Annotated in this window: 15 protein-coding genes; 13 read left to right on the plus strand and 2 right to left on the minus strand. The window is 42.7% G+C overall.

Annotated elements, in window-relative coordinates; genetic code table 11:
* The first annotated feature begins 350 nt into the window (after positions 1 to 350).
* The 9 genes from ASULF_RS12030 to ASULF_RS08210 all read left to right on the plus strand — a co-directional run bounded on the left by ASULF_RS12030 (position 351) and on the right by ASULF_RS08210 (position 7,652).
* Positions 351 to 506: a hypothetical protein gene (locus tag ASULF_RS12030; RefSeq protein WP_015591248.1), complete on the plus strand. Its 156-nt coding sequence runs from the start codon at positions 351 to 353 to the stop codon at positions 504 to 506.
* Between the two features lie 494 nt (positions 507 to 1,000).
* Positions 1,001 to 1,471, plus strand: a complete 471-nt coding sequence (locus ASULF_RS08175) for an NOB1 family endonuclease (RefSeq protein WP_015591249.1) — start codon at positions 1,001 to 1,003, stop codon at positions 1,469 to 1,471.
* A 221-nt stretch (positions 1,472 to 1,692) separates the two neighbouring features.
* On the plus strand, positions 1,693 to 2,904 hold the full coding sequence (locus tag ASULF_RS08180) for a PAS domain S-box protein (protein WP_015591250.1): 1,212 nt from the start codon (positions 1,693 to 1,695) through the stop codon (positions 2,902 to 2,904).
* A 71-nt stretch (positions 2,905 to 2,975) separates the two neighbouring features.
* A complete protein-coding gene (locus ASULF_RS08185; RefSeq protein WP_015591251.1) occupies positions 2,976 to 3,962 on the plus strand; it encodes a 60S ribosomal export protein NMD3 in 987 nt (328 codons plus the stop codon).
* A 6-nt stretch (positions 3,963 to 3,968) separates the two neighbouring features.
* A complete protein-coding gene (locus ASULF_RS08190; RefSeq protein ID WP_015591252.1) occupies positions 3,969 to 4,973 on the plus strand; it encodes a class I SAM-dependent methyltransferase in 1,005 nt (334 codons plus the stop codon).
* A gap of 95 nt (positions 4,974 to 5,068) precedes the next feature.
* Positions 5,069 to 5,491, plus strand: coding sequence for a nickel-responsive transcriptional regulator NikR (gene nikR / locus ASULF_RS08195; protein WP_015591253.1), 423 nt, complete (start codon positions 5,069 to 5,071; stop codon positions 5,489 to 5,491).
* Entirely contained in the window at positions 5,491 to 6,000 is a 510-nt protein-coding gene (locus tag ASULF_RS08200) for a tRNA (cytidine(56)-2'-O)-methyltransferase (RefSeq protein ID WP_015591254.1), read from the plus strand. Before nikR ends, ASULF_RS08200 begins: the two co-directional genes overlap by 1 nt.
* Positions 5,966 to 7,066: a site-2 protease family protein gene (locus ASULF_RS08205; RefSeq protein ID WP_015591255.1), complete on the plus strand. Its 1,101-nt coding sequence runs from the start codon at positions 5,966 to 5,968 to the stop codon at positions 7,064 to 7,066. Before ASULF_RS08200 ends, ASULF_RS08205 begins: the two co-directional genes overlap by 35 nt.
* Positions 7,067 to 7,226: 160 nt before the next feature.
* Positions 7,227 to 7,652 (plus strand): Lrp/AsnC ligand binding domain-containing protein, encoded by a 426-nt coding sequence (locus ASULF_RS08210; protein WP_048098369.1) that lies wholly within the window; start codon positions 7,227 to 7,229, stop codon positions 7,650 to 7,652.
* Here the strand turns inward: ASULF_RS08210 and ASULF_RS08215 are convergent, their stop codons facing one another.
* Positions 7,653 to 8,342 (minus strand): aspartate/glutamate racemase family protein, encoded by a 690-nt coding sequence (locus ASULF_RS08215; protein WP_015591257.1) that lies wholly within the window; start codon positions 8,340 to 8,342, stop codon positions 7,653 to 7,655.
* 238 nt (positions 8,343 to 8,580) lie between these two features.
* Here ASULF_RS08215 and ASULF_RS08220 point away from each other — a divergent pair, with 238 nt between their 5' ends.
* The 3 genes from ASULF_RS08220 to ilvN all read left to right on the plus strand — a co-directional run bounded on the left by ASULF_RS08220 (position 8,581) and on the right by ilvN (position 13,066).
* A complete protein-coding gene (locus ASULF_RS08220) occupies positions 8,581 to 10,557 on the plus strand; it encodes a heterodisulfide reductase-related iron-sulfur binding cluster (RefSeq protein ID WP_236609727.1) in 1,977 nt (658 codons plus the stop codon).
* A gap of 314 nt (positions 10,558 to 10,871) precedes the next feature.
* Complete coding sequence (locus tag ASULF_RS08225; RefSeq protein ID WP_015591259.1) at positions 10,872 to 12,539, plus strand: acetolactate synthase large subunit; 1,668 nt, start codon at positions 10,872 to 10,874, stop codon at positions 12,537 to 12,539.
* 11 nt (positions 12,540 to 12,550) lie between these two features.
* Complete coding sequence (gene ilvN, locus ASULF_RS08230) at positions 12,551 to 13,066, plus strand: acetolactate synthase small subunit (RefSeq protein ID WP_015591260.1); 516 nt, start codon at positions 12,551 to 12,553, stop codon at positions 13,064 to 13,066.
* On the opposite strand, the gene ASULF_RS08235 is transcribed toward ilvN, so the two are convergent.
* Positions 13,055 to 13,291 (minus strand): amphi-Trp domain-containing protein, encoded by a 237-nt coding sequence (locus tag ASULF_RS08235; protein ID WP_015591261.1) that lies wholly within the window; start codon positions 13,289 to 13,291, stop codon positions 13,055 to 13,057. The two genes, ilvN and ASULF_RS08235, sit on opposite strands and share 12 nt — an antisense overlap.
* A gap of 112 nt (positions 13,292 to 13,403) precedes the next feature.
* Between ASULF_RS08235 and lonB the strand changes: the two genes are divergently transcribed.
* Entirely contained in the window at positions 13,404 to 15,278 is a 1,875-nt protein-coding gene (gene lonB / locus ASULF_RS08240; RefSeq protein ID WP_015591262.1) for an ATP-dependent protease LonB, read from the plus strand.
* Positions 15,279 to 15,297: the final 19 nt, after the last annotated feature.

Below are 15,297 nucleotides of genomic sequence, written 5' to 3' on the forward strand. Positions count from 1 at the left end.
TCACCTTCACCATACAACTCCCAACCAGCCAGCCAGCAAATGACTCTGAGGGGTTTCTCCCTTACCCAATCTCTCTATTTTAATAAATCCAGCATCTAACGGCTACAAAAGAATCAATAGCTCCAGAAAAATTGCCTGAAAAATCACAGTCTAGTTACTGTTGAGTTTTTTAACGCACAGCAAATAGATAAGCAAAGCTGGATCCTTACAAAACATCTCAAGGTCATTTTTTCCGAATCCCTAATAAAATTAAATGAGAACTCGTACAAATCCATATTTTTATCTCTCATCTTCAGCAAAGTATAACTCAGAAATAACAAAAGTGAGAACTCAAACCAATAAAACGAGAGATGACAGAGGAAGAATTCTTTATTGTTGGAATAGAATTTGCAAAAGTGACAAGCCAAAAGGTTATGCACGACATTGCTGCAATGAAAACTTACAAGCATATCGATGACAGATTAAATCTCCACATGGCTCTAAGGAGCTTAGAGCTGGTGCCATGATTGAAGAATCCGACATAGTCTTATAGATGGAACTCTAAGCGGCTACATCGTAAGTCCTCCAGCCACTTTACGGACAACAAAACTTACACAAGCGTTGCGGACAGGTACGACTTCAACAACCTCATCGAAGACTTCATTGAAGCTCTCGACAGTTGGTGAATATAGGTCGAGAGTGACATCAAAAAGGGACTTTCCCAGCACCAGAGCCTTTTAAGCAGATCGCCTTACTTCGATAAGCTCGAAGAGAAGTACAGTGTCAAGGGTGTAGGAGACCAAGACAACCTCAGGGTTCTGCTCGAGTACATCAAATACTTGCATGTGCTCCCTAATCAAAAACAGCCATTTCTGAAAGTGTTCTCGGTCATTTCACTACCTCGCCGGACTGATTGTGGATCGAGAACTGTCGAATAATATACAATGTTGAGAAGTGGCAGAGATAACTCGATAGCTCAACCTCACAAAAAATATTTCAAGATATATGCAAATGAAATGCTGTGGTAGTCTATGTAATCGACACGAGTGCGATAATTTTCAAAAAAGGATTTTATAAAAAAATGGTTACAGTTCCTGAAGTGGTCGAGGAAGTTAAGGATAGCAACTCGTCAAGCTACCTCTCCATAATTGATCTGGAAGTCATAGAGCCTGACAGAAAATACATAAAAAACATTGAAAGAGTTGCAAGAAAAACGGGGGATATCTACAGGCTTTCTGAGACAGACATCAAGCTGTTAGCTCTTGCAAGCGAGCTGAGTGAAAAGGAGGAAGTTGTACTGGTTACAGATGACTACTCGATCCAGAATGTTGCAAGAAAAATTGGTTTTAAGACTGATTCCATAATCCAGAAGGGAATATCAAGCGAATACAAATGGGTGAGGAAATGCAGAGGATGTAAAAGAGTTATCAAAGATGATGTAGATAGGTGCCCTGTCTGTGGAAGCGAATTGTATCTTGTCAGGGTTAAGTAAGTCTGTTAGGTGAGTTAAGTCTAGCAGGATATGGTATCTTTGGAATCACCCGAATAAAACATACGAGAAAGCTAATGAAGAAGCCATTCACCATGAAATCTTATCATAATGGTGTATGGAAAAATTTATATACCTGCATTCTAAATAATATAACATTATGATAATCATAATGATTCAGCAAATAAAATGCATCTAAGGAGGTAGACCAGGGGTGGTTTGCTTTGATCCTTACTTTTTCTTCCTGGGTGGGGTGGACTATCGTTGGTTTTCCGATTTTTGTCCTCATTATTTGTAGAAACCACCTTTACAGAAACCGCCGCTCAGAAAGGAGAGGCAGAAAGAGGAAAGAAGAAAGAAAAAGGATGCTTGAAAGATTGAAGAGATACGAAAGATTCTACGAAAATGCCCGTGATATCTTTTTCATCCTTGACAAAAATGGCAGGTTCATCGATGTAAATCCAAAGTTTGCGGAAATGCTCGGCTATGCTCCTGAAGAACTGATTGGACATACCTCCAAGAGAATTACCCATCCTGAGGATTTAGAAGGGCTCAAAGAGCTGTTCAAAAGGGTTCTGAAAGGAAACACTGGAAGATATGAATTCAGGGGTGTATCAAAGGATGGCAGGATTATCTGGTTTGAAGTAATTGAATGGCCGGTTTTTGATGGGGAAGGCGAGGTCAAAGAGGTTAAAGAGATCGAAGGCATTGTTAGAGATATCACTGAAAGAAAGAAAATTGAAAAGGCTTTGAAAGATTCGGAGGAAATGTTCAGAACTCTAGCAGAAAAATCCCTTGTTGGGATATATCTTATCCAGGACGGAGTTTTTAAGTATGTAAATCCAAAAATGGCTGAGATCTGGGGATATGAGACTGACGAATTGATAGGGAGATCCCCCCTCGAATTTATTCACCCTGATGATAAGGAAACTGTCAGAAAAAACCTTGAAAGAAGAATAGCGGGTGAAATTGAGTCGATAAACTACTGTCTGAGGATGATAAGAAAAGACGGGGAAAAGAGATACAATGAAGTTTTTGGCTCGAGGATAGTATACAAAGGTAAGCCTGCCATAATCGGAACCCTTATAGACATCACAGAAAGACTTGAACTTGAAAAAGCAAAGTTAAAAGCATTTGAACAGATAGAGAAAAACATCGAGAACTATGCAATCCTTGTGGATCAGATAAGAAACCCTCTAACGGTGATTTCAGGGATAACCGAGGTAATGCTTGATGGAAAGGATGGTGAACTTAGGGAATTAAAGGAGATCATAATGGATGCAGTTAAAAGAATTGAAGATGTTGTGAGCAAGCTGGACAGGGGCTGGCTTGAGTCGGAGAGAATAAGAGATTTTCTCAGGGGGAAATTAGGTGGAAAAAGAAAGGGATGGAAGAAACTGGGAATAAAATACAGGCAGAAAGATTTCGAGGATTAACCGTAAATTTGGGATGTCATATAGCAGTACGGCAAAGATTAAATACAATCCTCTAAAACAGATCATTTACGATGAGAAAATGTGCATTATGCGGAAAAGAAACGGAGTATGAGATCTGTCCGGAGTGCTATATCGAGAGAAATGAAATTTATGATATTGAACCCTATCTCCAGATAAAGACCTGTCCGAAATGTGGTAGATTTTTTGTCGAGAAATGGACTGATGTTGATTTATCCCGTGCACTTCACCATAGTGCCCTCAGAAGTTTCAGGTACGATCCCGAATTTAAGATAGATTCATTTGAGATTTCGGAGATCGGAGAGAATCGCTGTGTTCTGCACATCGAAGGTAGCTTTAGGGGGTTGAGGATTGAGCGGGATCACTACTTGGAATTCAGACAGAAAAGGGAGGTCTGTGATCGGTGTAGCAGGTACTATGGCGGTTATTTCGAGGCAATCATTCAGCTAAGGGCTGAGAACAGAGAACTTGAAAAAGATGAGGTAGAGCTTGCTAAAAAATTAATTTTGAAAGAAATTGAGAAGGAAGTGGATAATCCCGGAGCATTTGTTTCAAAAATTGAGGAACTCGAGGAGGGCATAGATTTCTACATAGGAAGCAGAAACATTGCGAGAAAAGCTGTTAGACGGATGGAAAACGAGATCGGAGGGGTTATAACTGAGAGCCAGAAGATAGCTGGAAGGAAGGATGGCAGAGACATATTCAGAACAACATACTCAATCAGGCTGAAAGAGTACAGGAACGGAGATGCTGTCAGGGATGGAGATGAAGTGTATATTGTTGTGAATGCTGTCAAAAACAAGGCAATGGATAGCTCGGGAAAGCTGCATGTTTTAAAGAATCCTGTGCTTGTGAGGAAGAGAGATGAGATAGAGAAGGCTGTGGTTGTGAATGTTGATGCCAGCGTGGTTGAGGTGCTGAGGCCATATGACCAGAAAACCGTTCTCGCTGAAAATCACTGGAATCCAAACATAGGGGAAGAGGTATTCTATGTCGAGGAGGGAGACAGAGTCTATATATTTCCCATTATAGGTAAATGAGCAAATATGAAAGGTCTGGCCTTAAAGGTTCCGAAAAGAGATGCTGAGAAAGTCAGAAAGAAAGCAGAATCCATCGGTGCAAAGGATAAAAACAGGCTGATCAGATCCGATGGAGAATTCGTGTATATTCCCATATTGACTGGCTTTGAAAGATATTTTGATTACGAGGTTGTTTATGCGGATAGTCCACTATCTGCAAGACACAGAAGGCTTGAGGATTACCTTATCGAGATCATACCCAAAGATCTACTGGATTTCATACCAAAGTCGTACAAGATGATTGGAGAAATAATTCTGGTTAAAATAGCTGATGAGCTAGAAGCATACAGGAAAGCGATTGGTGAGTGTTTGCTCAGGCTCCACCCGAACTGCAAATCCGTGTGGAGAGATCTAGGCAAAGAGGATATGCTGAGAAAACCCAGGCTTGAGTTTTTAGCGGGAGATGAAAGCTACACAGAGACTGTAAAGCTGGAGAATGGTTGCTATTTCAAGCTGGATGTTAAGAAAGTCATGTACAGTGTCGGAAATCAGCACGAAAAGATGAGAATTGCAAGGCTTGTTGAGGATGGCGAGATCGTTGTAGATATGTTCGCCGGGATAGGTTACTTTTCGATACCAATTGCAAAGCATTCGAATGCTAAGAGGATATACTCAATAGAGATCAACCCCGAATCCTATCACTACCTTCTGGAGAACATCAGGCTGAATGAAGTGGATAACGTTATCCCGATTCTTGGAGATTCAATGTTTGTGACACCTCCAAAAGCCGATAGGATAATTATGGGACATATTTACTGCCACGAATTTCTGAAAACCGCATTTTTGGCAGTGGATGAGGGTTATATTCACTACCATGAGGCAGTGCCACTGGCTGTGAAGGACAGGCCTGTGAATAGGATAAATGAAGTTGCAGAAAAGCTCGGCAAAAAAGTGAAGATTGAGGGTTACAGAAAGGTAAAAAACTACTCACCGGGAGTTATCCATGCTGTCGTTGATGTTTATGTTTATTAAACAATATGCTACGGATTGGTAACACCAAGTAACAATCAAGTTAATTATCTTAAAAATAGCAAAAAATCTATTTACTTCTTCTTCGATTTCAGTCTATGGATGAGGCTATTGTAAGAATCGGTGTTAGTCTGCCAAAAAATCTTCTCGCCGAGTTCGATTCTATCATAAGGTCGAGGGGCTACTCTTCAAGGTCTGAAGCTATCAGAGATGCCATCAGGATGTACATCAACGAGTACAAGTGGCTCGAGAAGGAGAGTGGAGAGGTCATCGGGGTTGTCAGCGTTATCTATGACCACAAGTACCGGGGTGTGACCGACACGATAATCTCCCTCCAGCATGATTTCGGGGATGTTGTAACAACAACGATGCACATTCACATAGATGAGGAGAACTGTCTGGAGATGATAACTGTTAAAGGCGACATGAGCAAAATCAAGAAGATGGTTGGTAGGTTGAGCGCTTTGAGAGGTGTAACATCAGTCAAGTTTATAACCGCATTCAAGGAAGAGAAATTCTGATGGAAGTTTATGTTCTCAGACTCGGACACAGAGTAAGTAGGGATAAAAGGATCTCAACCCATGTAGCCCTCACTGCAAGAGCTTTTGGAGCGAAGGGGATATACTTCAGCGTTTACGATGAAAATGTGTTCAGTTCGGTCAGGGGCGTTGTAGATAGATGGGGTGGAGACTTCCTCATTGAAAGCGTGGAGTGGAGAAAGTTTTTAAGAGAATTTGATGGACTGAAGGTTCACCTAACGATGTACGGCATACCCCTCACTGAAAAGCTGGATGTGATACGGAAAAGTGAAAGGGTTCTGGTTGTTGTTGGTTCCGAGAAAGTTCCACCAGAGGTATATGAGATGTGCGATATGAACATATCAATCGGAAATCAACCCCATAGCGAGGTCGCAGCCTTGGCAGTTTTTCTTGACAGATTGCTTGATAAAACATTCAGGATGAAATTTGATGACGCTAAAATAGAAGTAATTCCGTGTGAGAAGGGAAAAAAAGTTGTTGAGAAGCCTTAGAGGGGATAACATTAGGGATTCAGGTTCAAACACCAGTAACAAAATTATTGAAACGTTTACATCTGACATAGAGGAATTCTTCAATATCTACGAGAAGGAAATACTGGATAATGGAATCAGGTACTATGTGAATCCCAGAGATGTCTTCTCGATCGATGATTTCAAGAAGCGAATTGCAAAGTATCTGCCTACACTAAATATTGAAATGAAATATGTATATGGAGAGTTCGTTATCGAAGCCTTTTTGCGGAGAGATGAGAAAGATAATTACTGGATTAACATAATTCTCTTTATTGCAACAGTTGCTACAACAACATTTGTTGGAGCTTCATTCTCCCCGGATTTCAGCCTTTTAGAAGGCATGAAATTCTCATTTGCGATTATGTTCGTTCTTGGCAGCCATGAAATGGGACACTACATCATCGCAAAGAGATGGGGTATGAAAACCAGCTTACCATACTTCATACCATTCCCAACAATTGTCGGGACGCTTGGCGCGATTATAAGGCATAAAGGAGCCATCCCAAACAGAAAAGCCCTGTTCGATGTGGGCGTATCCGGACCTCTTGTTGGTATTTTTGCATCGATTATCATAACCGCAATAGGACTCAGCCTACCATATAAGGCTGTAGAGGGAACATACATCGAACTCGGAACACCATTACTGTTCGATTTGATTACCTATATCGTAAAACCTGAAAGCGAGGTAATACATCCAATAGCCTTTGCTGGGTGGGTGGGGATGCTTGTCACATTCTTTAACCTCATTCCTGCAGGTCAGCTGGATGGAGGCCATATTTTGAGGGCGATGCTCGGTAAAAAAGCGGATAGAATATCAAGGATCATGCCCATGCTCGTTATCGCGACAGGGTTGATATATACCACACTCTTCAAACAGGACAGCATTCTCATCTTCTGGGGTTTAGTCGTGTTCATCTTCTCGATGCAGAGACATCCAGAACCGCTTGACGATGAAGAGGAAATCGACATGAGGCGCTATCTGATCGGAATTTTTACCTTCATAATTGGCATTCTGTGTTTTAATCCTGCTCCAATCAGGATTTAATTTAGCAATTTAATTTATCAATATAATTTAATAACTCAAAACTAGTATTTTTAGGTTCTATATAAAAACTATTCAGTCCGAAATATGTATATAATTTTACATTAAATTATAGTTCCAAGTTAATTTTATATACTGAGAAGGGTAAATATGTTTAATGAAATTGATCGATGAAAAGGACAAGAAAATAATCGGAATGCTTGCCGAGGATTCAAGAGTATCCTACACCAAGATGGCTAAAGAACTCGGTATAACTGAGGCAGCGATAAGAAAGAGGGTCAAGAATCTGGAGGCAAGGGGGATAATAAGGAAGTACACGATAGAAGTGGACAGCACAAAGCTTGGATACAATGTAGTCTCCCTGACAGGAGTTGATACAGAGCCTGAGAAGTTTCTTGATGTTGCCAAAAAGCTCAAGGACGAGGAGTTCACGAGAAGCGTTTACATAACCACTGGAGACCATATGATCATGGCTGAAATCTGGGCAAAGGATGGAGATGAGCTAACAAAGATAATTTCAGAAAAAATTGGGAAAATACCGGGAGTTAAGAAAATCTGTCCAGCAATAATTCTCGAGAAGCTCAAATGATTAGCTTATAGCCATTTCCACCGCTTTTCTCGCGTGAATCTCTGTTGTATCGAAGATTGGAATATCAACATCCTCCTGTTTTACTAACAGAGGAATCTCCGTGCATCCGAGTACTATTCCTTCCACTCCATTTTCAACAAGCTTGGAGATTATTTCCAGAAATCTTGATTTCGATTCTTTCTTTATGATTCCCTTGCACAGTTCACCGAATATTACATCGTGTACAAATTTTCTCTCTTTTTTATCCGGAACCACTACATCGATTCCATACTTCTTCAGCCCATCTCTGTAAAAGTCATCCTCCATTGTGAAAAGTGTTCCAAGAAGTCCAACCTTTTTAATGCCATTTTTAACTATTTCCTCAGCAGTAGCGTCTATTATGCTCACAAGGGGGATGTTTATTCTGGATTGAACATCGTCTGCCACCTTATGCATCGTGTTCGTGCAGATCAAAACCATGTCCGCTCCAGCATTCTCGAGTGCAGCAGCCCTTTCGGCAAGGATGTCGCCAAGAGCTTTCCAGTCTTCTGTCTTCTGTTTCTCAACTATTTCCTCGAAATCAAAGCTGTAAAGGAGTATTTTAGCAGAATGTAAATTTCCAAGCTTACTTGATATCATCTCATTGATTATTCTGTAGTATTCTGCGGTTGACTCCCAGCTCATACCTCCAAGAAGCCCAATAGTCTTCATGATCTCCAGTTTTTTTCTGAAACTTGAAAAACTTTTGGACTGTTTTTCTGAAATTTGAAAAACAACTTTGGAACGAAATTGGCATTTGAGCTATTAGTCGAAGAGTTTATCGAAATGTTTATATAGAATAGTATAATTTGAGATCAATAATAGTTTTGAATATCCTATCTCAGATTTGAGTTACTGGTAAAAAGCCCACAAGGTTTTAATACAACAATATTAATGCGGATTCTTGGCTGTGGGGGTGAACAGATTGGTTGAGCCGACAAGAGAGCTTCTATGGGGAATAGGTGAGTCTGCTATACTTTACATCCATTATCTGCTGTTCATAGCTGCTGCAGCAGTACTTCTGCTGGGAGTCTACCAGTGGTATAACATACTGAGGCTTGGAAGGAGTGACGAGGACAGGTTCAGCAACCCTGGCAGGAGGCTCTGGTGGGTCATAAGAGATGCATTCCTTTTTGCCAGACTCTTCATCAGAGAGGCGAAAATGGGCGTAATGCATCTCCTGATGCTCTGGGGACTCATAGTACTGACGATTGGAACGGTAATTCTAACAATAGCGGATCACTTTGAATCTTCATTCTTCAGGGGCACATTTTATCTAATCCATGAAGCGGCGATGGATCTTGCTGGCCTCGCATTGATTGCTGGTCTGGTTATTGCTGCTTTAAACAGATATATTATCAAACCCTCAAGATTCGCAAAAAAGTGGGAACATGCAAAAGATGACGGGCTTGTCCTTTTCGGGCTCATAGCGATCACAGTTCTCGGTTTCCTTGTTGAGTCTATAAGGCTTGCAAGCGGAATGCCGCCATACACAGCCATAATCGGAGGAGCAATCTCAAGCACCCTGCCATTCAACCTGGAGGCATACAGAGCATTGTGGAGCATTCATTCTCTCTTTGCAATGCTTTTCGTAGCTTTAATTCCTTTCACAAAGCTTGCACATGTTATTGCTGCACCACTCAACATTCTCACGAGAACTGAGAGAGTCGCGACGAGAGGCATAGAGGATGAGGAGTACATGGGTGCAATAGAGCCGAAGGATTTGCAGTGGAGAGATATGCTTTCAAGCCTCGCATGCATGCGATGTGGTAGATGTCAGGATGCCTGTCCTGCATTCAATTCTGGCACAACACTCTCACCAATGTACCTCATGCAGAATCTTAGAAAAACTTTGAGCGATAGCCATGATTTCCTTGGAAGACCAAAAGAAGAAACTGTTCTGCTCGACAGTGTGCTGGACATGGACGCAGTCTGGGCATGCACAACATGTAGAGCATGCATGGAGATGTGTCCTGTTTACATTGAGCATATGGAAATCATCGTCGAGATGCGCCGGGGAGTGGTTGAAAGCGGCGAAGCACCGCCGGACATCAGAGACTTCCTTACGAACATTCAGAAACAGAAGAATCCATGGGGTGAGGCAAAGTTCAAGAGAGATGCTTGGGCGAAGGAACTGGATGTACCGAGAGCCAAGAACGCAGAATTTGAGTGGCTCTGGTGGGTTGGATGTGGCCACAGCTTTGACAACAGGAACAAGATCGTTTCCAAGAAGCTCGTTGAGATTCTCAATGCAATTGGCTTTAGCTACGCAATCCTCGGAAGAGAAGAAGGATGCTGCGGAAATGATGTGAGAAGAGTTGGAGAAGAAGGACTTTTCCAGCTCCTCATGGAGGAGAACACTGCAACTTTCGAGAAATACGGCGTTGAGAGAATTGTTGCAACATCACCTCACTGCTACAACGCCTTCAAGAATGAGTACGAGGGTTATGATGTGAAATTCATCCTTGAGATTATCTATGAGGCAATAAAGGATGGCAGGCTTAAGCTGAAGAAGCCAATAAACAAGAAGGTCACATTCCACGATCCATGCTACCTCGGAAGATACAACGGAATGTATGAGTTGCCAAGGGAGATACTCAAGACAATTCCGGGAATTGAACTCGTTGAGATGCCAAGGAACAGGGAGAGAAGCTTCTGCTGCGGTGCAGGTGGAGGCAATCTTGTGAGAGAGTATCCCGGTGAAGACAGGCCAAACAACATCAGGGCGAAAGAGGCAGCTGGAACAGGAGCGGAGATTCTTGCAGTGGCCTGTCCGTTCTGCATGATAATGCTTGAGGACGGTGTTAAAACGCAGAAGCTCGATGAGCAGCTCAGCGTGATGGATGTAATAGAGCTAGTTTACGAATCTGCTTTTGGTGAAGAATAAATCTTTATTAATATATTTTTATTCAGAAATAGGTTGGAGAAGTTTGATAGATTGTTATAAGTAGAGTCATATTTTCCGGTTTATGACCTCGTCGCTCTTCTTTATGAAAATTATTCGATCACTGATTTCCAACACTATTTAAGATATCACAATCCAGACCCTTTCACCAAAAAATATTTAAAGCCAATTATTTATCGGGATATAATGAGTGCTACCCTCGAACTAAACAATTTTGGAGTTGTTCTTGGGGTAGTACTTATTGTTGTAGTAGTATTGCTTCTTTAAATGGTTTTTCCGTCTTTTGAGGTGGTTAAATGCGAGGTGCTGACGCGATTGTCAAGGCTTTGGAGGAGGAGGGTGTTAAAACCATTTTCGGGATACCAGGTGGAGCTATAATCGAGGTCTATGATGCCCTTTACGATTCTCAGATAACACACATTCTGACCAGACACGAACAGGCTGCGGTCCATGCGGCAGACGGCTACGCCAGAGCTTCTGGAAAAACTGGAGTTGCATTCACAACCTCGGGCCCTGGAGCGACGAATGCCGTTACGGGCCTAGCAACAGCTTACATGGACTCGTCTCCAATAGTTGTTCTCACAGGCCAGGTTCCGAGAAGCCTGATAGGCTACGATGCTTTCCAAGAAGCTGACATAACTGGCATAACCATGCCCATCACCAAGCACAACTATATAATACACAAGCCCGAGGAGCTTCTGCCATCGATAAAGGAAGCCTTCTACATAGCATCCACCGGGAGGCCAGGCCCGGTTCTGATAGATGTTCCAAAGGATATCACCGCAATAGATGTTGAGTACAACTATCCGAAAAAAGTTAACCTGCCGGGCTATAAACCCAATCTAAAGGGTCATCCCAAACAGATAAAGAGAGCTGCACAGCTTATAATGGAGAGCGAGAGGCCGATAATTCTCGCTGGAGGTGGAGTTATATTATCCAACGCCAGTGATGAGCTCGTTAAGCTTGCCGAAACGATTCCGGCTCATGTTGTCACAACCCTCATGGGCAAGGGATCGATTCCGGAAACACATCCTCTCTGCTTAGGATTTGTTGGGATGCATGGCTCCAAATATGCAAACTATGCTTTAACCGAGTGTGACCTGGTTATTGCCGTTGGAACGAGGTTCAGCGATCGTACAACAGGAAATGTTGAAAGCTTCGCTCCTTATGCGAAAATAATCCACATCGATGTCGATCCGGCAGAGATAGGGAAGAATGTGAGAGTTGATGTTCCGATAGTTGGTGATGCCAAAAATGTTCTCTCATCCCTCCTGAAAATAATCAGCTACAAAAAGCGAAAAGAGTGGGAGGACAGAATAGCAAGCTGGAGAACAAAGTATCCTCTCAGATACAGAAAAGATGACAAGCTCAGACCACAGTATATTATAGAGAGAATATTCGAAATAGAGCCAGATACAATTGTCACAACGGAAGTTGGACAGAACCAGATGTGGGCTGCACAGTACTTCAAAACCAAATATCCGAGGCAGTTCATTTCAAGCGGTGGACTTGGCACGATGGGCTTTGGATTCCCGGCAGCAATAGGTGCACAGATGGCATTCCCGGAGAAGAATGTTGTGGATGTTGCCGGAGATGGCAGCTTCCTGATGAACATTCAGGAGCTGGCAACCTGTGTTGACTTTAACATCCCTGTTAAAATCGCAATAATGAACAACCAGTTCCTTGGAATGGTCAGACAGTGGCAGGAACTGTTCTACAAAGAGAGGTACTCTGCAACCTGCTTGAGATGCAAAGAAATGAGGTTTGACAAGATTGCTGAGGGATTTGGTGGTGTTGGCATAGTTGTTGAGAGGCCAAGTGAGGTGGATGAGGCGCTGAAAGAGGCTTTTGAGATAAGGGATAGGCCAGTGGTCATAGATTTCAGAGTGGAGAGGCTGGAGAATGTCTATCCGATGGTTCCTGCTGGTGCCGGACTGAACCAGATAATCGATGGAGAGTATTAGGAGGGGTATGTATGAGCAACAATAATAAAAGATCAAAATATACTATATCCGTTCTGGTTGAGAACAAGCCCGGTGTGCTTGCGAGAGTCTCATCACTATTCAGAAGAAGAAATTTCAACATAGAGAGTCTCACCGTTGGCACTACAGATAGAGAAGATATCTCGAGGATGACCATAGTCGTCAACGGAGATACCAAGATGGTTGAACAGGTTATGAAACAGCTCAACAAGCTGATAGAGATCATAAAGGTCAGTGATGTTACAGAAAACAGCGTTGAAAGAGAGCTTGTACTTATAAAGGTTAAAGCAACATCCGAGACGAGGGGAGAGATAGTTGAACTCGCCAACATTTTCAGAGGGAGAGTTGTGGATGTGTCAAAGGATAGCCTCATAATCGAGCTAACGGGAGATGAGGATAAGATAAGGGCTTTTGTGAATCTAATGAGACAGTTCGGAATCAGAGAGCTCGCCAGAACGGGTAAAGTTGCGATGCAGAGGGGAGAAAAAATAGTGGCTTTAAACCCTTAATTCCCCTCTTTTTCTGAATTTAAATTTTATAGAGAGCTTTCTGTCTCTTTCGTAATCGATATCCACTTCTACTGGTTCGGAGAAGGGAAATCTGATATCCCAGTTCTCACCGCTTAGCGTTATCTCCCCTCTTTCAATTTTATCAGCTAAGCTCCTGAGGAATCCTACGATCTCGGTCTTACTAAAGCTTGCTTCATATTCGAACTCTTCAGACATTTCAGACATAGTATCACCGTATAATATTAGAACCAGACTAAAATTTAATTTTATCGCCAAATGTTTTGTCGAGTAGAGAATGCACAACTTATTTAAATTATTTCACCATAAGTCAGGATGCATGAAAGAGATCTCCAGAGAGATTTCAGAAACAGAAGTAGATGAACTCGTTGGACATCTCGATTTCAAGACCACTGCAGAGATTGAGATACCTGAAAGGCTGGTTGACCAAGTAATAGGTCAGGATGATGCTGTTGAGGCAATAAAAAAAGCTGCTGTTCAGAAGCGACATGTGATGCTGATTGGTTCACCCGGAACTGGTAAATCGATGCTTGCCAAAGCGATGGCAGAGTTACTTCCAAAAGAAGAGCTTGAAGACATTCTTGTATATCCCAATCTAGAAGATCCCAATCAGCCCAGGATAAGAACTGTACCTGCTGGAAAGGGTAAAGAGATAGTAGACTCCTACAAGCAGGAAGCAATGAAGAAATCTCAGGCTCGAAACTTCTTCCTTTTCACGCTGTTCATATTTATCATCGGTTATTCGGCCATAAGAGGAGAGATCATATGGGGCATAATCGCCGCTGCAATGCTCTTCCTCGTATCAAGATACATCTTTCCGAAAGAAGAAAAAAACATACCTAAGCTCCTCGTCAACAACAAGGATAAGGAGACTGCCCCCTATGAAGATGCAACCGGAGCGCATGCCGGTGCGCTCTTTGGTGATGTCAGGCACGACCCCTTCCAGAGTGGTGGACTTGAAACTCCACCGCACGAGAGGGTTGAGGCCGGAGCAATACACAGAGCACACAAGGGTGTGCTTTTCATAGATGAGACCAACACGCTTACAATAGAATCCCAGCAGAAGATTCTAACAGCAATGCAGGAAAAGAAGTTCCCAATAACCGGACAGTCTGAGAGAAGCAGTGGTGCGATGGTCAGGACAGAACCGGTTCCCTGCGACTTCATTCTCGTAGCAGCCGGGAACCTCGATGCTCTGACAGGAATGCACCCAGCATTGAGAAGTAGAATTGAGGGTTATGGTTATGAGATCTACATGAACGATACGATGAAGGATACGGTCGAGAATAGAAGAAAGCTCGTCAGGTTTGTTGCCCAAGAAGTTATAAAAGACGGTAAGATCCCACACTTTGACAGAAATGCTGTAGCCGAAATAATTAAGGAGGCTAAGAGAAGGGCAGGCAGGAGAAATCATCTAACACTGAGGCTCAGAGAGCTTGGAGGGCTTGTAAGAACTGCGGGAGATATTGCAAAGAGTGAGAACTCTGATCTGGTTAGAGTGGAACATGTTCTGAGGGCCAAGAAGATTGCCAAGACGATAGAGGAACAGCTTGCAGACAAGTACATAGAGAGAAGGAGGGACTACAGGCTCTTCATAACTGAGGGCGAGGAGGTTGGCAGAGTAAATGGACTGGCAGTTATTGGAGAGACAGCAGGAGTTGTGCTGCCTATAATGGCTGAAGTAACCCCATCCCTGAGTAAGGAAGAAGGGAGGGTTATAGCCACCGGAAGGCTGCAGGAGATAGCGAGAGAGGCTGTGATGAATGTTTCTGCGATAATTAAGAAGTACATAGGAAAGAATATATCCGAGAAGGATGTCCATATACAGTTTGTCGGTACATATGAAGGAGTTGAGGGAGACTCTGCAAGCATAAGTATAGCAACCGCAGTTATATCGGCCATAGAGAACATACCCGTTTATCAAAGCGTTGCAATGACCGGATCGCTGTCAGTAAAGGGAGAAGTACTGCCTGTTGGGGGTGTAACCCAGAAGATAGAAGCTGCAATTCAAGCAGGGATGAAGCGGGTTATAATTCCAAAGGACAACTTGGATGATGTGCTGCTCGATGCCGAAAGCTCTGGAAGGATTGAGATCATACCTGTGTCGAGGATAGATGAGGTTTTGGAGTACAGCCTCAGAGATGGGGAAGACAAAGATAGACTTCTGGATAGGCTGAGGGAGCTGATGGACTGAAAGGTTGAGCAACCAATAA

Source organism: Archaeoglobus sulfaticallidus PM70-1 (assembly GCF_000385565.1).
GTDB classification, from domain to species: domain Archaea; phylum Halobacteriota; class Archaeoglobi; order Archaeoglobales; family Archaeoglobaceae; genus Archaeoglobus_A; species Archaeoglobus_A sulfaticallidus.

What these genes read in the sequence shown, in the direction of transcription:
- ASULF_RS12030 (WP_015591248.1), top strand. Translation starts at nt 351, where the DNA reads ATGACAGAGGAAGAATTCTTTATTGTTGGAATAGAATTTGCAAAAGTG.
- ASULF_RS08185 (WP_015591251.1), top strand. Translation starts at nt 2,976, where the DNA reads ATGAGAAAATGTGCATTATGCGGAAAAGAAACGGAGTATGAGATCTGT.
- ASULF_RS08190 (WP_015591252.1), top strand. Translation starts at nt 3,969, where the DNA reads ATGAAAGGTCTGGCCTTAAAGGTTCCGAAAAGAGATGCTGAGAAAGTC.
- nikR (WP_015591253.1), top strand. Translation starts at nt 5,069, where the DNA reads ATGGATGAGGCTATTGTAAGAATCGGTGTTAGTCTGCCAAAAAATCTT.
- ASULF_RS08200 (WP_015591254.1), top strand. Translation starts at nt 5,491, where the DNA reads ATGGAAGTTTATGTTCTCAGACTCGGACACAGAGTAAGTAGGGATAAA.
- ASULF_RS08215 (WP_015591257.1), bottom strand. Translation starts at nt 8,342, where the DNA reads ATGAAGACTATTGGGCTTCTTGGAGGTATGAGCTGGGAGTCAACCGCA.
- ASULF_RS08225 (WP_015591259.1), top strand. Translation starts at nt 10,872, where the DNA reads ATGCGAGGTGCTGACGCGATTGTCAAGGCTTTGGAGGAGGAGGGTGTT.
- ilvN (WP_015591260.1), top strand. Translation starts at nt 12,551, where the DNA reads ATGAGCAACAATAATAAAAGATCAAAATATACTATATCCGTTCTGGTT.
- ASULF_RS08235 (WP_015591261.1), bottom strand. Translation starts at nt 13,291, where the DNA reads ATGTCTGAAATGTCTGAAGAGTTCGAATATGAAGCAAGCTTTAGTAAG.
- lonB (WP_015591262.1), top strand. Translation starts at nt 13,404, where the DNA reads ATGAAAGAGATCTCCAGAGAGATTTCAGAAACAGAAGTAGATGAACTC.